The sequence below is a fragment of the Mycobacterium kyorinense genome (assembly GCF_001672775.1).
Lineage (GTDB): Bacteria > Actinomycetota > Actinomycetes > Mycobacteriales > Mycobacteriaceae > Mycobacterium > Mycobacterium kyorinense_A.
In genome coordinates this window covers 36,928-55,470 of the sequence record NZ_LZKJ01000145.1, presented here as the reverse complement: position 1 = coordinate 55,470, position 18,543 = coordinate 36,928, and the positions used below count along the sequence as shown (strand labels likewise).

At 66.6% G+C, this 18,543-nt stretch carries 18 protein-coding genes and 1 pseudogene; 10 read left to right on the top strand and 9 right to left on the bottom strand.

Annotated features, from left to right (window positions below; all coding sequences use genetic code 11):
* Positions 1 to 121: 121 nt before the first annotated feature.
* Genes A5707_RS16365 through A5707_RS16355 form a run of 3 tightly spaced genes read left to right on the top strand, consistent with a single transcriptional unit; the run spans position 122 to position 3,955 of the window.
* Complete coding sequence (locus tag A5707_RS16365) at positions 122 to 1,618, top strand: potassium/proton antiporter (protein WP_065015508.1); 1,497 nt, start codon at positions 122 to 124, stop codon at positions 1,616 to 1,618.
* A 44-nt stretch (positions 1,619 to 1,662) separates the two neighbouring features.
* Positions 1,663 to 2,520 (top strand): SDR family oxidoreductase, encoded by an 858-nt coding sequence (locus tag A5707_RS16360; protein ID WP_065015507.1) that lies wholly within the window; start codon positions 1,663 to 1,665, stop codon positions 2,518 to 2,520.
* A 40-nt stretch (positions 2,521 to 2,560) separates the two neighbouring features.
* Complete coding sequence (locus A5707_RS16355) at positions 2,561 to 3,955, top strand: NAD(P)/FAD-dependent oxidoreductase (protein ID WP_065015506.1); 1,395 nt, start codon at positions 2,561 to 2,563, stop codon at positions 3,953 to 3,955.
* On the opposite strand, the gene A5707_RS16350 is transcribed toward A5707_RS16355, so the two are convergent.
* From A5707_RS16350 to A5707_RS16320, 7 genes are all read right to left on the bottom strand, one after another.
* Positions 3,952 to 5,106, bottom strand: coding sequence for a 1,4-beta-xylanase (locus A5707_RS16350; protein WP_065015505.1), 1,155 nt, complete (start codon positions 5,104 to 5,106; stop codon positions 3,952 to 3,954). The genes A5707_RS16355 and A5707_RS16350 overlap by 4 nt on opposite strands.
* An 88-nt stretch (positions 5,107 to 5,194) precedes the next feature.
* Positions 5,195 to 6,424: an O-succinylhomoserine sulfhydrylase gene (locus tag A5707_RS16345; RefSeq protein WP_065015504.1), complete on the bottom strand. Its 1,230-nt coding sequence runs from the start codon at positions 6,422 to 6,424 to the stop codon at positions 5,195 to 5,197.
* A complete protein-coding gene (locus A5707_RS16340) occupies positions 6,421 to 6,834 on the bottom strand; it encodes a rhodanese-like domain-containing protein (protein ID WP_065015503.1) in 414 nt (137 codons plus the stop codon). The genes A5707_RS16345 and A5707_RS16340 overlap by 4 nt, the downstream gene beginning before the upstream one ends.
* A 13-nt stretch (positions 6,835 to 6,847) precedes the next feature.
* Positions 6,848 to 8,068 carry a formate-dependent phosphoribosylglycinamide formyltransferase gene (purT, locus tag A5707_RS16335; protein WP_065015502.1) on the bottom strand — a complete coding sequence of 407 codons (1,221 nt, stop codon included), beginning with the start codon at positions 8,066 to 8,068 and terminating at the stop codon, positions 6,848 to 6,850.
* A 5-nt stretch (positions 8,069 to 8,073) separates the two neighbouring features.
* A complete protein-coding gene (locus A5707_RS16330) occupies positions 8,074 to 9,246 on the bottom strand; it encodes an XdhC family protein (protein ID WP_065015501.1) in 1,173 nt (390 codons plus the stop codon).
* 9 nt (positions 9,247 to 9,255) lie between these two features.
* Complete coding sequence (locus A5707_RS16325) at positions 9,256 to 9,894, bottom strand: PaaI family thioesterase (RefSeq protein WP_065015500.1); 639 nt, start codon at positions 9,892 to 9,894, stop codon at positions 9,256 to 9,258.
* Entirely contained in the window at positions 9,891 to 11,192 is a 1,302-nt protein-coding gene (locus A5707_RS16320; RefSeq protein ID WP_065015499.1) for an adenylosuccinate synthase, read from the bottom strand. Before A5707_RS16320 ends, A5707_RS16325 begins: the two co-directional genes overlap by 4 nt.
* A gap of 215 nt (positions 11,193 to 11,407) precedes the next feature.
* Here A5707_RS16320 and A5707_RS24980 point away from each other — a divergent pair.
* The 5 genes and pseudogenes from A5707_RS24980 to A5707_RS16300 form a co-directional block, all read left to right on the top strand.
* Positions 11,408 to 11,515 (top strand): annotated as a pseudogene (locus A5707_RS24980) (DUF2510 domain-containing protein); the annotation flags it as partial.
* A gap of 153 nt (positions 11,516 to 11,668) precedes the next feature.
* The gene (locus tag A5707_RS16315) at positions 11,669 to 12,844 is read left to right on the top strand and encodes a hypothetical protein (RefSeq protein ID WP_232000739.1); all 1,176 of its coding nucleotides are present in this window, start codon (positions 11,669 to 11,671) and stop codon (positions 12,842 to 12,844) included.
* 69 nt (positions 12,845 to 12,913) lie between these two features.
* Positions 12,914 to 13,564 (top strand): peptidase M50, encoded by a 651-nt coding sequence (locus tag A5707_RS16310; protein WP_065015497.1) that lies wholly within the window; start codon positions 12,914 to 12,916, stop codon positions 13,562 to 13,564.
* Between the two features lie 9 nt (positions 13,565 to 13,573).
* On the top strand, positions 13,574 to 14,353 hold the full coding sequence (locus tag A5707_RS16305) for a site-2 protease family protein (protein WP_065015496.1): 780 nt from the start codon (positions 13,574 to 13,576) through the stop codon (positions 14,351 to 14,353).
* Between the two features lie 39 nt (positions 14,354 to 14,392).
* Positions 14,393 to 15,274 (top strand): cation diffusion facilitator family transporter, encoded by an 882-nt coding sequence (locus A5707_RS16300; RefSeq protein ID WP_065015495.1) that lies wholly within the window; start codon positions 14,393 to 14,395, stop codon positions 15,272 to 15,274.
* Here A5707_RS16300 and A5707_RS16295 read toward each other — a convergent pair whose 3' ends face one another.
* A complete protein-coding gene (locus tag A5707_RS16295; protein WP_065015494.1) occupies positions 15,275 to 15,691 on the bottom strand; it encodes a DUF3151 domain-containing protein in 417 nt (138 codons plus the stop codon).
* A gap of 110 nt (positions 15,692 to 15,801) precedes the next feature.
* Between A5707_RS16295 and A5707_RS16290 the strand changes: the two genes are divergently transcribed.
* The gene (locus A5707_RS16290) at positions 15,802 to 16,674 is read left to right on the top strand and encodes a hypothetical protein (protein WP_065015493.1); all 873 of its coding nucleotides are present in this window, start codon (positions 15,802 to 15,804) and stop codon (positions 16,672 to 16,674) included.
* Positions 16,675 to 16,677: 3 nt separating this feature from the next.
* Here the strand turns inward: A5707_RS16290 and fbaA are convergent, their stop codons facing one another.
* Positions 16,678 to 17,712 carry a class II fructose-bisphosphate aldolase gene (fbaA, locus tag A5707_RS16285; protein WP_065015492.1) on the bottom strand — a complete coding sequence of 345 codons (1,035 nt, stop codon included), beginning with the start codon at positions 17,710 to 17,712 and terminating at the stop codon, positions 16,678 to 16,680.
* A gap of 153 nt (positions 17,713 to 17,865) precedes the next feature.
* Between fbaA and A5707_RS16280 the strand changes: the two genes are divergently transcribed.
* Positions 17,866 to 18,543 (top strand): DedA family protein, encoded by a 678-nt coding sequence (locus A5707_RS16280; protein WP_065015491.1) that lies wholly within the window; start codon positions 17,866 to 17,868, stop codon positions 18,541 to 18,543.

The following is an 18,543-nucleotide window of genomic DNA, read 5'->3' as shown; positions in this document are numbered from 1 at the left end:
GTACCACAGCATTCACTAGCGTTGGTACTGATTCACCGGCCTGAACGCAACTCCGGTGTCCTTTGCTGCACGCAGTAGGCGGGTTGTTCCGTCGCACGTGCGCAGGCCCGACGAGGATGACATGACCCTGCAGCAGCTGTATGTGGCGCTGCTGATCGGCGGCGTTGTGCTGCTGGCCAGCATCGTCGCCACTCGGTTTGCCGCCCGGGTGGGTTTGCCCAGCCTGTTGCTGTTCCTCGCGGTCGGCGTCGCGCTCGGCAACGACGGGCTCGGGCTGGACTTCAGCGACGTTCAGCTCGCCAGTGACCTGGGCACTGCGGCGCTGGCCGTCATCCTCATCGAAGGCGGTTTGACCACTCGGTTCGCCGATATCCGGAAACTGCTGGCGCCCGCCGGCGTCATGGCCACGCTGGGCGTTTTCGTCAGCATGGTGGTCACCGCTGCCGGTGCGCACTTTTTACTCGGGATCAACTGGCAACTCGCGCTGCTGCTGGGCGCCATCGTTTCGCCCACCGATGCCGCCGCGGTCTTTTCCATCCTGCGGGTCCTGCCGCTGCCCAGGCGCGTGGCGGGGCTGCTGGAGGCCGAGTCCGGATTCAACGACGCACCGGCGGCCATTCTCGTCTTGATGCTCAGCGCCACGCCGCTGACCTTTGCGCCCGGGCCCGCTATCGCCGGGGTGGTGTACGAGTTGATTGCCGGCGCCGCAATCGGATTGGCGTGCGGGCTGGTTGGTGCGATCGCACTGCGCCGCGCGGCGTTGCCGGCCTCGGGCCTCTACCCACTCGCGACGTTCGGACTGGGCATGGTCGCCTTCGCCGCAGCGGGCAGCCTGCACGCCAGCGGGTTCATGGCCGCCTACTTGTCCGGAGTTGTGCTGGCAAACTCCGGGTTGCCGCATCGCTCGGCCACCCGGTCCTTCGCGCAAGGGCTGGGCTGGCTCGCGCAGATCGGCCTGTTCGTTCTGCTCGGCTTGCTGGTGAGCCCGAGCCAACTGGCCGGTGAATTGGTGCCGGCGATCGTCACCGGAGCCGTTTTGCTGCTGCTCGGCCGACCGCTGTCGGTCGTGGCCTCACTCGCTTGGTTCCGGATGCCGTTGCGCGAGCAGGTGTTCCTGTCGTGGGCCGGCCTGCGCGGTGCGGTCCCGATCGTGCTGGCGACGTTTCCGATCGTCGAAGGCGTTGCGGACAGCTACCGACTGCTCAACATCGTCTTCATCCTGGTGGTGGTGTTCACCCTGGTGCAGGGCCCCAGCTTGGGCTGGATCGCTCACTGGATGAGGCTGATCTCGCGCGACGCCACTCGGGAAATCCAGGTGGAAGCGGCGCCGCTGGACGTGCTGGAGGCTGAGCTGTTGACGATGACTGTGTCCAAGGCGTCCCGGCTGCACAACGTTTCGCTTCTGGAGTTGCGGCTGCCCGAACCCAGCGCCATCACTCTGATCATCCGAGACGGCAGCACGTTCGTGCCTCAGCCCGACACTCGCATCGAAGCCGGTGATGAGCTGCTCATCGTCACCACCGCCAAGACACGTGCGTCCACCGAGCGGCGACTGCGGGCGGTCAGCCGCCGCGGCAAGCTCGCGTACTGGTTCGACGAGTACGGCGAACCAGACTGAGACCCGGTTCCACACCGAACTTGACACCTGTAAAGTCCCTGGCCATGGACAACATCAGGGGTAAGACCGTCGTCATCACCGGCGCTGCCCGGGGGATCGGGCACGCCACCGCGAAGGCGCTGCTGGCCCGCGGTGCGCGGGTGGTCATCGGAGACCGCGACGTCGACGTGCTGGAAAAGGCGGTCGCGGGATTGAGCGGCCTCGGTGCGGTGTCGGGCCATCCCCTCGACGTCACCGACCGGGAATCGTTCGCGGCCTTTCTCGACAAGGCCAGCGCCGACGGCGGCGGGCACATCGATGTGCTGATCAACAACGCCGGTGTGATGCCGGTGGGCCCGTTTTTGCAGCAGTCCGCCGAGGCCATCCGCTCTTCGATCGAGGTCAACTTCTACGGCGTGCTCACCGGCTGCCAACTGGTGCTGCCGGAAATGGTCAAGCGCCGCAGCGGCCACATCGTCAACATCGCATCGATGGCCGGCATGGTGGCGGTCCCGGGCCAGGTGGTCTACGCCGGCACGAAGTTCGCCGTGGTGGGACTCACCAGCGCGATGGCCGACGAATTCGCCCCGCAGGGCGTCAACGTCAGCGCCGTGTTGCCGACCTTCACGAACACCGAATTGATCTCCGGTACCGCTACTACCGCCGCGACAAAGCCGGTGCAGCCTGAGGACGTCGCTGCCGCAATCGTCAAGGTGCTCGACAAGCCGAAAGCCCAAGTGTCCGTGCCGGGCTCGTCACGGTTCATCGGCATCATCACCATGTTGCTGCCGTCTCGCGGCCGGCGCTGGCTGGGCAAGAAGATGGGCACCGACACCGTGTTCCTCAACTTCGACACCACTGCTCGCGCGGCCTACGAGGACCGGGCGCAGCACGCGACCGGCGTCGTCGAGCACAAGGACTGAGCGCTGGCCTGACCGGGTGTGTCGGTTTAGCCTCGATGAGGTGAGCCCGCCTGCATCCCAGCGTCACCGTGTCGTCATCATCGGATCGGGCTTCGGCGGCCTGACTGCGGTCAAGGCGTTGAAGCGCGCCGACGTCGACGTCACGCTGGTCTCCAAGACCACCAATCACCTGTTCCAGCCGCTGCTCTATCAGGTGGCGACCGGGATCTTGTCCGAAGGCGAGATCGCCCCGGCCACCAGGCTGATCCTGCGCAAGCAGAAGAACGCCCGGGTACTGCTCGGGGATGTGGAAGCGATCGACCTGACGGCGCGCACCGTGACGTCGAAGCTGATCGACATGCAGACGGTGACGCCGTTCGACAGCCTCATCGTCGCCGCCGGCGCGCAGCAGTCGTATTTCGGCAACGACCAATTCGCCACGTATGCGCCGGGTATGAAGACGATCGACGACGCGCTGGAACTGCGCGGCCGGATCCTCGGCGCTTTCGAGGCCGCCGAGGTCACCACCGACCACACCGAACGGCAACGCCGCCTGACCTTCGTGGTGGTGGGCGCGGGGCCGACGGGCGTCGAGCTCGCCGGGCAGATCGCGGAGCTCGCCGACCGCACGCTGGCCGGGGCGTTTCGCACCATCGAGCCGACCGATTGCCGGGTGATCCTCCTCGACGCCGCCCCCGCGGTGCTGCCGCCGATGGGTGAAAAGCTCGGCCTCAAAGCGCAACGCCGGCTGGAGAAGATGGGCGTCGAGATCCAACTCGGCGCGATGGTCACCGCCGTCGACTATCAGGGGATCGCGGTCAAGGACAAGGACGGCGCCGAGCGGCGCATCGAATGCGCCTGCAAGGTATGGGCGGCCGGCGTGCAGGCCAGCCCGCTGGGCAAGATGCTCGCCGAGCAGTCCGACGGGACGGAGGTGGACCGCGCCGGACGCGTGGTCGTCGAATCCGACCTGACCGTCAAAGGACATCCGTACGTGTTCGTGGTCGGCGATCTGATGTCGGTGCCGGGCGTGCCCGGGATGGCGCAGGGCGCAATTCAGGGCGCGACCTACGCGACCAAGTGCATCAAGCGCGCACTGAAAGACCGCGACGACCCGGCGCAGCGGGCGCCGTTCAAGTACTTCGACAAGGGCAGCATGGCGACGGTGTCGCGGTACAGCGCCGTCGCACAGGTCGGCAAGCTGGAATTCGGCGGCTTCCTGGCGTGGCTGGCCTGGCTGGTGCTGCACTTGTATTACCTAGTGGGACATAAGAATCGGTTCACCGCCGTGGTCGCATGGGCCGTGTCGTTCCTGGGTCGCGGGCGCGGGCAGATGGCCATCACCAGCCAGATGATTTACGCCCGGCTGGCGATGAGCAGGGTGCGTGAGCAGCAGGCGGGCGCGTTGGCGGCGGTCGAACAGGCCGAGCACGCCGAACAAGAGGCGGCGAGTTAAGACACCTGGCCGGTGCTCAGCGTCCGGATCGTTTGAATTTCGCTGCCCTGGAAGGGCTGCCCGTCGGGCCGCAGCAGGTCGTGGAACCACACTTTCGGGATTGACGTGTAGGGGTGGTTCCACGAGTCCCACGGGAAGTAGGTCTGGGTCTTTCCGGCGACCAGACCCCAGTTGAACGCTCCGACATTGTGCTGCTTGGCAATTGGCAGGATCCCCTCGACCGTGCTGCCCTGGGTCCGGGCCATGTATTCGGTGCACAGCATCGGGCGGCCCAGCGGCGCAAGCTCGCCGATCCGGCTGGCGAAGGTCGCCGGCTTGGCATACGAGTGGAAGGTGATCACGTCGGAGTTGTCGAGCTGAATACTGCTGATGGTGCTACGGCGAGCGGGATCTCCCCATTCGCCGTCCCACACGCCGCTGGTCAGTGGCTGGCTGGGCTCCACGGCGCGCGCCCAACCGAAAACCTGGGGAAGCAAATCTGCGACGAGTTCCAGCTTGTCGCTCCGCTCGACGCTGCGATACTGATTCGCGGGATTGTCGGGCTCATTCCACAGATCCCAGCCCAGAACACGATCGTCGTTGCGGAACTGGCTGATCACCCCGGTGACATAGGACTGCAGAACGCGCTGATAGCCGCGGTCATCGAGACGTTCCGCACCCGGGCTTTGCACCCAACCGGAGTTGTGCACTCCGGGTTTCGGTGCATGCTGCCGGCCCAGCCTGGGGAACGGGTCCCAACACGAGTCAAAGAAGACGAAGAGCGGTTTGATGCGATGACGGGCAGCAATGTTGACGAACTGCGCCAGGCGCATTTGGAAGCCGCGAGAATCCTGGGCCCAGAGCTGGTCGTGCAGGAAGACCCGCACACTGTTGAGTCCATGAAACCGCGCCCAGCCCAGTTCGGTGTTGATCCGCCGCGGATCGTAGGTGCCGGGCTGAAACATCTCGAGCTGGTTGATCGCGGTCGATGTGCTGTAGTTCGCGCCGACGGGCCAACCCTGTGCTTGATACCACCGGTTGGCGCGGTCAACTGACCACCGACTCGACTCGCCAGAGGCGCGGGGTGGGTCCGCAGCTGCGTGCGGTGCCTGAGCCATCGCCGCGCCGGCTGCCAGCAGCAGCGGCAGCTTCAAGACGGTTCGGCGATACACAAAATGACGATATGTTGACCAAGGCGGTGTCCCCGGCATTTGGCCCGCGCGCCGCGATAGTTATGCGAGAACTGTTATCTCGTCGACGTCAGCTCAGCGCGCGGTCGAGGTCGGCGATCAGGTCGTTGGTGTCTTCCAGCCCCACCGAGATCCGGATGACCCCTTCGCCGAGGCCGATCGCGGCCCGGCCTTCGGGGCCCATCGCCCGGTGGGTGGTGGTCGCCGGATGCGTGACAAGGGATTTCGCGTCGCCGAGGTTGTTGGAGATGTCGATCAGCTGCAACTTGTCCAACAGGTCGAAGGCCCGCTGCTTGACCACGCTGGCCGGGGCGTCGAGCTCGAACGTGACCACGGTGCCGCCGCCGGACATCTGCCGCTTGGCCAAGTCGTATTGGGGGTGCGATGCCAGATAGGGGTAACGCACCCAGCGCACGCTCGGGTGGCCTTCCAGGAACTCGGCCACCCGCTGCGCCGACGAGTTGGCGTAATCGACCCGAATTGCCAGCGTCTCAAGACCTTTCAGCAATACCCAGGCGTTGAATGCGCTGATCGCCGGGCCGGTGTGCCGCATCAGCTTCTGCACCGGACCGTCGATGTATTCCTGGTCACCGAGGATCGCCCCGCCCAGCACCCGGCCCTGCCCGTCGAGGTGTTTGGTCCCCGAGTACACCACGACGTCGACGCCCAGCGGAAAGCCCTGCTGCAGCAGCGGCGTGGCGAAGACGTTGTCCAACACCACCTTCGCCCCGGCGGCATGCGACATTTCGGTGACTGCGGCGATGTCGACCAGTGACTGCATGGGGTTCGACGGTGTTTCGAAGAACACCGCCTGGGTGGGCACCGACAGTGCCTGCTCCCATTGCGAGAGGTCGTCGCCGTCGACGAACACGGTCTCCACACCCCAGCGCGGCAGGATCTCGTTGCACACCACGAAACACGAACCGAACAAACTGCGGGATGCGACCAGTCGGTCACCGGCACCCAGCAGTGCGCCCAGCGAGGTGAACACCGCCGCCATGCCGGTGGCGGTGGCGAACGCTGCCGGCGCGCCTTCGATCAGCCGCAGCCGTTCCTCGAACATGGTGATGGTCGGGTTGCCGTAGCGGGAGTACACATACCGGTCCACCTCCCCGGTGAACGCCTGCTCGCATGCGGCCGCGGATTCATAGACATAGCCGGAAGTCAGATACATCGCCTCGGCGGTCTCGTGGAACTGCGAGCGCAACATCCCGCCACGCACCCCGATGGTGGCCGGCCCGACACCCTCGGGCAGCGGGGGTGGCGTGCGGATCGAACGGTCGTCGTCGGCGCTAGTCATGACTGCTTCCACGGCAGTCCGATTGCCCGCCAGCCGGTCATGCCGCGGTGGCCGGCCTCGTCGAGATGTCCTTCGAACCCGTCCAACACGTTGTAAGACGGCGCGATGCCAGCCTCGGTGGCGGCCTCCGCCGCGCCGATGGAGCGGTTACCCGAGCGACACAAAAACACCACCGGCCGGTCGTCCCGCGCCGGGACCCGATCCAGCAGTTCGGCAACAAAATCCTCGTTGCGGGTGCCGTCCACGCGGTTCCACTCGATGTACACGACGTCACGGCCGAGACTGGACAGGTCGGCCATGCCGACAAAGCGCCATTCGGCGTCGGTGCGCACATCGACCAACACCGCTTCGGGATTCTCACTGAGCAGCTGCCAGGCCTGCTGCGGCGTGATATCTCCTGCGTAACTCACTCGGAGGAGTCTCTCACGACCCCCAATGCTTGCGCAGGGCGGCCGACGCCTGCCGGGCGCGGTCCCGCGCGGTGTCCACGTCGTCGGCGGTGACAATCGCCACCCCGAGCCGGCGCCGGCCGTCGGCGTCATTCCCGAAGACCCGCACATCGCTTTCCGGGACGGCCAGCGCTTCACGCAGGCCGCTGCCGATGGTTCCGGCCTGCTCGACCGCCTCGGAGTACACGACGTCGGCGGCGCCCGGCGAAATCATGATGGTGTCGGTGCGCAGGCCGAGGATCGACCTGGCCTGCAACTCGAACTCCGACAGCCGTTGCGTGCGCAGCGTCACCAGCCCGCTCTCGTACGGCGAGGCGCTGACGTCGCAGAAGTACACCTCGTCGCCGCGGACCATCAACTCGACCCCGAAAACGCCTCGCCCGCCCAGTGCCTTGACGATGCGCGCGGCGATCGACTTGGCGGCATCCAGCGCGGCCGGCGTCAGATTCTGCGGCTGCCATGACTCCACCACGTCGCCGGTGGTTTCGCCGTGCCCGATCGGCGTGCAGAACTCCACCACCGGACCGGTCGGTCCCTCGCTGCGCACCGTGAGCACGGTGACCCGGAAGTCGAATTCGACGACGGTCTCGGCCAACACCCGATCGGGTGTGCGCGGGCCCCCGGCCGCCACCGCGCGCTGCCAGGCCGCTTCGAGCTCATCCGGTGCGGAGACCACCGTCGCTGCGTGGCCGTCGATTCGCGCGACCGGCTGGACCTGCAATGGGTACCCGGCGTAGTCGGCCACCGCGCGGAGCTCCTCGAGCGATCCGGCGAACCAGAACGGCGCAGTGGGCAGCCCGAGCTCGTCGGCGGCCAGCCGCCGCAGGCCCTCCCGGTCGGCGGTGAGCCGGGCGCTGCGGGCGGTCGGAAACACCTGCGCGAAACCGGTTTCGGCGGCAGCCGTCAACGCGTCAGCAGCGACCACATCGGTCACGGTCACCACGAAACTCGGTTGCAACCGCCCGATTACCGCGGCCAGCTCGTCGGTGTCGGTCAGGTCGACGACCACCGACTCGTCGGCAACCCGGTGCGCTGGCGCGTCGGCATGCCGCTCCACCGCGATCACCTCGGCGCCGAGGCGCTGAAAAACCACCGCCAGCTCCCGGCTGAACTCGCCCGCACCGAGCAACATCACTTTGGTGCGCTGGACGTCATCGGGGCGAAGCGCCTCGTCCTCGACCGGTTCGGCCTGCATGCTGCTCAAGGATAGAGCGGGAATGTAAGCGCTGAACTGGTCGCCGGGTTGCCGGTAGGACCGCTGTCGTGGTGGATGCGGCCGCCGATATCGACCAGCCGACCGCCGCCGCCACCCCAGCGCCGGGCGATGATGTCGGCGGCAATCGACACCGCCGTCTCCTCGGGGGTCCGGGCCCCGAGATCCAACCCGATCGGGCTGGCCAACCGGCTCAGCTCGGCGTCGGTCAGCCCCGCTTCGCGCAGCCGGACCATCCGGTCGTCGTGGGTGCGGCGCGATCCCATCGCCCCGACGTAGCCGACATCCAAGCGCAGTGCCACCTCGAGCACCGGCACGTCGAACTTCGGGTCGTGGGTAAGCACGCAGATCACCGTGTGCCGATCGATGGCACCGGCCTGGGCCTGCGCCGCTAAATAGCGGTTGGGCCAGTCGACGACGACCTCGTCGGCGGTGGGAAAACGCGCCCGCGTCGCGAACACCGGGCGGGCGTCACAGACGGTGACCCGGTAGCCCAGCAGCGAGCCCTGCCGTGCCAGTGCCGCGGCGAAGTCGATGGCGCCGAACACCAGCATCCGCGGCCGCGGCGCGTGGCTGGCCACGAACACATCCATGCCTTCGCCCAGCCGTTGGCCGTCGGGCCCGTAGCGCAGGACCTCGCTACGCCCGGTCGCCAGCAATCCGCGCGCGTCATCGGTGACCGCGGCGTCGGCACGCGCGGTACCGAGCGAGCCGGACACCGCGTCGGGGCGGACGACCAGCCGGCGGCCCAGCCGCGCGGGATCGGGATGGGCGATGACGGTGGCAATCGCCACCGGCCGGTGCGCGTCGAGATCGTCGGCTACCGCGCCGAGTTCCGGAAACGCCTCCTCGGAGATCGCCTCGATGAAGACGTCGATGACACCACCGCAGGTCAGCCCGACGGCGAACGCATCGTCGTCACTGATGCCGTAGCGCTCCAACCGCGGCGTCCCGCTACGCGCCGTTTCGGCGGCGAGCTCATAGACGGCGCCCTCGATACAACCGCCCGATATCGATCCGCTCACCGATCCGTCCGGAGCCACCACCATCGCCGCGCCCGGCGAGCGCGGTGCGGAGTGGAAAGTCCGCACGACGGTCGCCACGCCGGCGGTGCCCCCGGCGTGCCAGATCGACATCAGGTCGGCGAGCACGTCGCGCACGAAACCAACCTACGGCTGGCCGGGCAGCAACCGCACCATCAACGCGTGCACCTCAGCCAGCAGCGTGTCCTCGGAGTCGACGAGCTCCCCGGAGATGAACGCCTTGCGGCCCTCGGTGGAATCGATGCGCGCCCGCACGATCAGCGGGGTGTCGATCGGAGTGACCTTGCGGTAGTCGACTTTCAGGAATGCGGTGCGGCTGATCGGCCGGGAAGCCGCGTGCACCACCATGCCGCAGACATGATCGAAGATCAGGGGCAGCACACCGCCGTGCACGGCCGAGTTGCCGCCGACGTAGTAGCGGCTGAACTGCCCGCGCATTTCGACCCCGTCGGGGTCGAACTTCGACATCGTCCACGGCGGCATCAACAGACTGCCCATGCCCGGCATCGACGGCACCCGGCCCGCTGGCGCCACGCCCTCCGGCGCTTGGAACGGATCGAGCAGCTTGACAAGTTCTTCGGCCCGCTCGGCAGCGCTGTCCCAGGTGTCATCGTCGGGGTCGGTGGACACCGCCAGATCTTGCAGCCGCCGCATCGCGGTGACGAATCGTGCGAAACCCGGCCCGGGGTCGGCGGCCTCGTAACGGGGAAATCCGCCGTGCTTTCCGTAATCGGGGTCGGCCGACTCCGGTTGATCTACGGTCATCGGCGCCGCTCCTGCAAAACATCGCGGCGCACAATGGTCTGGTCTCGGCCCGGACCGACTCCGATGCACGAAACATGCGCTCCGGCAAGATCTTCCAATCGCAGCACGTAGTCACGCGCCTTGGCAGGCAGGTCGTCGAACTCCCGGGCGTGTGAGATGTCCTCCCACCAGCCCGGCAACTCTTCGTAAACCGGTTCGGCGCGGGCCAAATCGCTTTGAGTCATCGGCATCTCGTGGGTGCGTTTGCCGTCGACGGTGTAGCCGACGCAGACCGGAACAGTTTCCAGGCTGGACAGCACATCGAGTTTGGTCAGGAAGAAGTCGGTGATCCCGTTGACCCGGGTGGCGTAGCGGGCGACGACGGCGTCGAACCAGCCACAGCGCCGACGCCGTCCGGTGGTCACCCCGAACTCGCCGCCCGTCTTGGAGAGGTATTCGCCGTTCTCGTCGAACAATTCGGTGGGGAACGGCCCCGAGCCGACCCGGGTGGTGTAGGCCTTGAGGATTCCCAGCACGGTGGTGATCCGGGTCGGGCCGATGCCCGAGCCGACGGCCGCGCCGCCCGCGGTCGGATTCGACGACGTCACATAGGGATAGGTGCCGTGGTCGACGTCGAGCAGGGTCCCCTGCGAGCCTTCCAGTAGCACGGTTTCGCCGGCCTCCAGCGCATTGTTGAGCAGCAGGCGGGTATCGGCGATGCGGTGTTTGAAACTTTCGGCCTGCTCCAGCAGGGTGTGCACGACCTGCTCGGGCTCCAATGCCTTTCGGTTGTAGATCTTGACCAAGATCTGGTTCTTGAGCTCCAGGGCGGCCTCGATCTTGTGAGCCAATTGTTCGGGGTCACGCACATCGGCGACCCGGATGCCCATCCGGGCGATCTTGTCCTGATAGCAGGGCCCGATACCGCGGCCGGTGGTGCCGATCTTCTTGCTGCCCATGTAGCGCTCGGTCACCTTGTCGATGGCCACGTGGTAAGGCATCAACAGATGGGCGTCGGCCGAGATCAGCAGCCGGGAGGTGTCGACGCCGCGGTCCTCGAGGCCTTGGAGCTCGTCGAGCAGCACGCCGGGATCGATGACTACGCCGTTGCCGATGACGTTGGTGACGCCGGGTGTGAGCACACCCGACGGGATCAAGTGCAGGGCGAAGTTCTCGCCGGTGGGCAAGACGACGGTGTGCCCGGCGTTGTTGCCGCCCTGGTAGCGCACGACCCACTGCACGCGCCCGCCGAGTAGATCGGTGGCCTTGCCTTTGCCCTCGTCGCCCCATTGGGCGCCGATCAGGACGATTGCCGGCATGGTTCTCCTGTGAATTGTGGTCCAGCCGGTGACCAACACTATCTCAGCCGTTTGCGGTGAGGCCGCTGAACCGCCCGGCAGCCCGCATCTGTCCGCATCTGACAAACCGCCACTAGCCGTGCCCTGTCGGCGTTACGATCCGCGTCAAGAAAGTTCCAAGACGTCTGCTCGAGACTTTGCCAGCCCCGTAGCACACCTTCACAGGGGAGAGAGCAATGACGACAACATCCCGCCAGCCCGGCTGGTACGACGACCCCAATGACTCGAACGCCCAGCGTTACTGGGACGGTCAAGACTGGACGCCGCACCGTCAGCGAAAGCAGGCCACGCGGCCCGCGGCGCGGCAGCAGCCTCCCCCACCGGAACAGCCGGCCGGCAAGTCCGCGCCGCCACCCACCCAGGAGCAGCCGCCTGCCGCGTCTCGGGTCACGTCCGGCGCCGTCAAGACCGCGGCCATCCTCGCGGGCGTTGCGCTGGTGGTGGTCATTGCGGCGTACGTGGCCGGCCGCATCCAGTTCGGAACGTTTTGGCCGGCCATCCTGATTGTCGCCGCGATCGCGGCGATCATCGCGTTCTTCACGCTGCGGTCGCAGCGATCCGTTGCGTACAAAGCCTTGGTGGTCACCGCGATAGTGGCCGTCGTCGTCGTAGCGATACCGGCGAGCTCGAAAGTGGTCTACCCGGTGTACAGCCACTTCTTCGGCGAAGAGACCGGTCAAGGCGCCCAGGCGGGGCCTGCCGGTACACACCACAAGGGTGCGCGCCATGGAGGAGGAGCACCGACGTCGGGACTTCTGGTGATGTCGAATGACAGCTCGGGCCTCAACTTTGGCTACATTGATCCCGACAGCGGCAAATACGCTGTTGTCTCGACGTTCAAGGCTGGGGGAGCAGGATCGGGAGTGACCAATGCTTTGGAACAGGTATCTCCGGATCTGACCAAATTGGCCACCGTTCAGACAGATGACAGCACCGCGGGCTCGTCAATGAGCTCACCGCCTCGTGCCGGATGGATTGATACCAGCGGCAAATTCACCGCAGTCAGTCCCGCCGCGCCACCGGCGAGCGATTTTCAGCAAAGTCTGCCACCGACCTACAGCTCACCGGTCTTCGACGGAGCGGGAAACTTCTACTACCGGGCAACTCAAGGTAATGGTATAGAGAACGTCCACCTCTACAAGCTGCCGGCAGGATCAACATCGGATCCGCAAGAGGTCACGCCGACGCCCAAAAATGCGGGCACTCCCCTCCGGAACCCAGACGGCACCCTGAATTTCGACTGCCCGGATCTTCCTGGACAGTGGCTCGGGTCCGACAGCCGGATGACGGTCGCCACGACGATCGGTCTTCCCGGAAGCAGCACCAGTTCCTCCTCTGGGTTCGCTATCGTCAAGTACCCCGTCGCCACCAGCGGCAGTGGCTGCCCTACGGTCAACCAAAACAACCAGGACGCCACAAAGGTTTTCGACTTAGGTATCCAAAACGTGAGCCAGCCGGTAGCCAATCCCGACGGCACCAAAATCGCGTTTATCAACACCAACTCGCCGGGCGGCCTGTACGTCGTCGACGTCGGCGGCGACAACAAGTCCAACCGCATCGCCGCACAAAGCGACCTCGATCTCAACCAGATGACGTTGATCGGTTGGAACTAGACCACAATGGATGATCGCTGAACTCGATCGCGAAGCCTCAGGGCTGCGCCAGGAGGTTGCGCGGAATCCATGAATACCGGCGGGAACGCCGCCAGCGTGGCGGTGTTGTTGTTCGGCGATCGTCGTGCCCCCACTCCCCTGCGCAGCCTGACCACCCACCGGGTCACGAGCCCGGCCGACGTGGACGCTGCGGCGAAACCCTGTCAGCGGCTGGTCGTGGTCGGTGCCGATGCCGACCTGGCGACCGTGTTGACCCGGCTGCTGCGCGCCGAGTTGTTGAGCGTCGAGGTGGCCTACGTGCCGCGTCGCCGCACCCCGGCCACCCGGGCCTATCGGCTGCCGGCCCGGTGGCGCGCTGCCCGTCGGGCCCGGCGCGGCACCGCCAAGCGGGTGCCGTTGATCCGCGACGAGACCGGGTCGGTGATCGTCGGGGCCGCCGAGTGGCAACCGGCCGGTGACGCGCAGCTGCTGCACGGCGAAGCCGTCGTCGACGACACCGTGCTCTTCGACGGCCATTTCGGCGGGGCGCGAATCGAGCCGACCGCGACGGTGCCTGGCCTGCGCGCGCGGCTGGCTGGCCGGCGCCGCTGGGTGACCGGACGAGCCGCGCAGCTGGGCACCACCGGCGCCACGGTGATCCGCGACGGGATACCGGCCGCCCGTCCGGTGCGGCGCTCGACGTTCTACCGGAATACCGAAGGCTGGCTGGTGGTCCGGTAGCGTCGTGACGTGAGCATTCGTGGTGTGCACCAATCGGTGCGGCCCAGCCCGATCTTTCTGGCGATCGTCGGTCTGACGGTGCTGGGCGGTGTGTTGGCGTGGCTGGCGGGAGCCAACATCGCACCGCTGGCCTACGCCGGGGTGTTCGTCATGGTGATCGCCGGCTGGGTGGTGTCGCTGTGCCTGCACGAGTTCGGGCATGCCGTCACCGCCTGGCGGTTCGGTGACCACGACGTCGCGGTGCGCGGGTATCTGACGCTGGATCCGCGTCGGTACGCCCACCCGGGACTGTCGCTGGGCCTACCGATGCTGTTCATCGCGCTGGGCGGGATCGGACTACCCGGCGCCGCGGTCTACGTGCGCACCTCGTTCATGACGGCCGCGCGGCGCACCATCGTCAGCCTGGCCGGGCCAGCCGCCAACCTGCTGCTGGCGGTGCTGCTGCTGGGTTTGACCCGCATCTGCTACGACCCGGACCACCCGGTGTTGTGGGCCGGCGTGGCTTTCCTCGGCTTCCTGCAGGTCACCGCGGTCCTGCTGAACCTCTTGCCGATTCCGGGCCTCGACGGTTACGGCGCGCTGGAACCACATTTGAGTCCCGAAACGCAGCGCGCCCTGGAACCCGTCAAAGCGTGGGGCTTACTGGCGCTGTTGGTGCTGCTCATCGCGCCGGTGCTGAACCAGTGGTTCTTCGGCATCGTCTACTGGTTCTTCGAGCTATCCGGAGTGCCCGCGATGTTGGCAGGCGCCGGCGGACAGCTGACCCGGTTCTGGAGCGCGTGGATGTGACCTTGCTATATATGCGTTAACACGCATATATTTCTTGGCATGGGCGCCGCTCACCAACAACTCGACGCCCGGGTATCCCGATTGCTTGCCGCGACGGCTCTGCTGAGCGGCTTCTTCGCCGTCGAGATCACCACCGCACTGGCTATCGGCTCGATTGCGCTGCTGGCCGACGCCGGGCACATGTTGACCGACGTGGTGGCTGCGTTCATGGGGTTGACCGCTGTGCTGCTGGCCCGCCGCGGCAGCTCCTCGCCGCGACGCACCTACGGCTGGCACCGCGCCGAAGTATTCACCGCCGTCGCCAACGCGGCGCTGCTGATCGGGGTGGCGGCGTTCATCCTCTACGAAGCGGTTCGCCGGCTCGGCGACGCCCCGGCGGTGCCGGGCGTACCGATGATCGTGGTCGCGCTGCTGGGGCTGGCCACCAACGCCGTCGTGGCGCTGATGCTGCGCTCGCACGCCGCCCAAAGCCTGGCCGTCAAGGGCGCCTACATGGAGGTCATCGCCGACGCGATCGGCAGCGTGGGCGTGCTGATCGGCGGGCTGGTCACCGTCACCACGCACTGGCCGTACGCCGACGTGGTGGTAGCCGTCGTCGTTGCGCTCTGGGTATTGCCGCGGGCGGTCTCACTGGCCGCCGGCGCGTTGCAAATTTTGTCCGAAGCATCGCCTAGCCACATCGACGTCGAGGAGCTGCGTTCGGCACTGTGCGCCGTCGACGGCGTGACCGACGTCCACGATCTGCATGTCTGGACGCTGGTACCGGGCAAGGACATGGCGACCGCACACCTGACCAGCCACGGCGACGCGGCCCGGGTGCTCGACGAGGCCCGCGCGGTGTTGGGCGCCCGCGGATTGGCGCATGCCACCGTCCAGATCGAGCCGACGGGCGGCGCGGCCGGCTGCGAAGCCAGCTGGTAACTAGCCCAGGCCGAGCGCGGGGCGCACGTTCGGGTCGCAGTCGTCGAGCAAATCACGGCAGCGCACGTACTCGTCGGTCTCGCCGATGACGTCGGCAGCCCGCGCCAGCGCGGCCACGCACCGCAGGAAGCCACGGTTGGGCTCGTGCGCGTAGGGCACCGGACCGAAACCCTTCCAGCCGTGGCGGCGCAACTGGTCCAGACCGCGGTGATAGCCGGTACGGGCATAGGCATACGCGGTGACCGCCTGGTCGTCGGCCAGCGCCTCCTCGGCCAGCACCGCCCAGACCACCGACGCCGTCGGGTGTGCGGCGGCGACAATGGCCGGTTTCTCCCCGGCCAGCAATTCGGTCTCGGCCTCGCTGTCGCCCGGCAGCAGAATCGGGTCCGGTCCTAACAGGTCACCCATGGAGGTCATGACTTCTATCTTGCCGTGGCACCGATCTCGCCGCGGCGTCGCCACACAAACTCGGTCGGGTCGCTAAGCTCCCACATACCGATTCGACTGCGGGGAGGACAGCAGCGCTCATGCCCACGTCACCAGGGCCCGACCGCGACAGCAGGTCGAACAAGGCTGGATTCGATCCAGACGCCGGCAGAGACTCGGCGGGTCCGGGCGCCGATCCCGCCGGTGGGCACGCTGGCTCCGACGACGAGGCCACCGAGGCCTACCGCAGAGCACCGTCGGATGCCGAGCCCGCGACCGAGGTGATCGCCAAAGGCCACGACACCGAGCACGAGGACGCCCAACCGCAGCTTCAGCGCGGTGAACGGCGTTTCACCGCACCGGGTTTCGACGCCAATGAGACCGCAGTCATCGACGCCGGCCCGGAGCCGGCCACCGAGGTCTTCCAGTCGGGTGAGGCACAGCCTGTCGGCCAGACCCGGTCAACGCCGAGAGCTGCTGTGCCACAACTGATTCCGCCGCGTTTGGGGGGCAAGCTGCGTCCGACGAGCCAACGCAGCTGGGGCTGGGTGCTGGCGTTGATCCTGATCATCCTGGCGCTGGCGGCGATCGCGGTGCTGGGAACGGTGTTGCTGACGCACGGAAACAAAAAGAAGGCCGCGTCCCAGGAGGACGAGGTTCGCAGCACCATCCAAAGTTTCGACGTCGCTGTGCAAAACGGTGACCTGGCCGCGTTGCGCGGCTTGACCTGCGGCACCGCACGCGACGGCTATGTGAACTACGACGAGCACGCCTGGGATGACACCTATCAGCGCGTCGCGGCGGCCAAGCAGTATCCGGTGGTGGCCAGCATCGACCAGATTGTCGTCAACGACGGTCATGCCGAGGCCAACGTCACCGCGTTCATGGCCTACGCCCCGCAGGTCCGCTCCACCCGCAGTTTCGACCTGCAATACCGCGACGACCAGTGGAAGATCTGCCAGTCCACCGGCTAGCGGTTAGCCGGACAGCGACTTTCCGGCGCAGTGCAAGTCGTTGCAGGCTTCGATGACCCGCTCGGTCATCGAAGCTTCGGCCTTCTTCAGGTAGCTACGCGGGTCGTAGACCTTCTTGTTGCCGACCTCGTCGTCGACCTTGAGCACGCCGTCGTAATTGCTGAACATGTGGCCGGCGACCGGGCGAGTGAACGCGTACTGGGTGTCGGTGTCGACGTTCATCTTCACCACGCCGTAGCGCAGCGCCTCCTCGATCTCCGACTTCGCCGACCCGGAGCCGCCGTGGAAGACGAAGTCGAACGGCTTGGCGTCGTCGGACAATCCGAGCTTGGCCGCCGCCACCTTTTGGCCCTGGTCGAGAATGTCGGGACGCAGCTTGACGTTGCCGGGCTTGTAGACCCCGTGCACGTTGCCGAACGTCGCGGCCAGTAAGTACTTGCCGTGCTCGCCGTGGCCCAGCGCGTCGATGGTTTTCTCGAAGTCGTCCGGTGTGGTGTACAGCTTGTCGTTGATCTCGTTGGCGACGCCGTCCTCCTCGCCGCCGACGACGCCGATCTCGATCTCGAGGATGATCTTGGCGGCGGCCGCGTCCTTGAGCAGCTGGCGGGCGATGTCGAGGTTCTCGTCGATCGGAACCGCCGAGCCGTCCCACATGTGGGATTGGAACAGCGGGTTCTTGCCGGCCGACACCCGCTCCGAAGAGATCGCCAACAGCGGGCGCACGTAGCCGTCCAACTTGTCCTTGGGGCAATGGTCGGTGTGCAGCGCCACGTTGATCGAGTACTTCTCGGCGATGATGTGGGCGAACTCGGCCAGCGCCACCGCGCCGGTCACCATGTTTTTGACGCCGAGGCCGGAAGCGAACTCCGCGCCACCGGTGGAGAACTGGATGATGCCGTCACTGCCGGCGTCGGCGAACCCCTTGATCGCGGCGTTGACGGTCTCCGAGGATGTGCAGTTGATGGCAGGGAAGGCGTAGCTGTTCTGCTTGGCCCGCTCCAGCATCTCGGCATAGACCTCGGGTGTTGCGATCGGCATGAAACTCCTCCTGAGCTGCGGTGAAGCGGGGCCGGTGGGCGGCTGCACCTGAAGACGTGTCCGCCCAGTATCGCAACACCGCGCAGGCGTCGACAGCCCACCCGGGCCGCGTCTGGTCAGGGGCGCCCCCGGACGCCGGTATCTTGGGTCCTCATGGACACCGCCGTATTGGCCTTGCCCGACCTGATGGACCCGATGTACTGGATCGGTCCGCAGGGCCTGTTCGCGTCGGCGGTCTTGCCCGCGATCCTGCTCATCGTCTTCATCGAGACCGGCCTGCTGTTCCCGCTGCTGCCCGGCGAATCTCTGCTGTTCACCGGCGGTCTGCTGGCCGCGCACGGGACGATGAACATCTGGGTGTTGGCCCCGGCGGTCGCGCTGGTCGCGGTGCTGGGTGACCAAACCGGGTATTTCATCGGTCGCCGGATCGGGCCCGCGTTGTTCAAGCGGGAAGATTCCCGCTTCTTCAAGCAGCATCACGTCACGGAATCGCACGCGTTCTTCGAGAAGTACGGCCCGATGGCCATCATCCTGGCCCGGTTCATGCCGTTTGTGCGCACCTTCACCCCGGTGGTCGCCGGTGTGTCCTACATGCACTACCCGACGTATCTGGCGTTCGACATCGTCGGCGGCATCGCCTGGGGTGGCGGCGCGACGGTGGCGGGCTACTTCCTGGGCAACGTGGACTTCGTCCACCGCAACTTGGAAGCGATCATCCTGTGCATCCTGTTCGTGTCGCTGTTGCCGGCATTGATCGCGGTCGGGCGAAGCTATCTGAACCGCCGCCGGGCAGCCAACAGCGACCCCGAGCAGCTCACGGTGCCCGAGTAG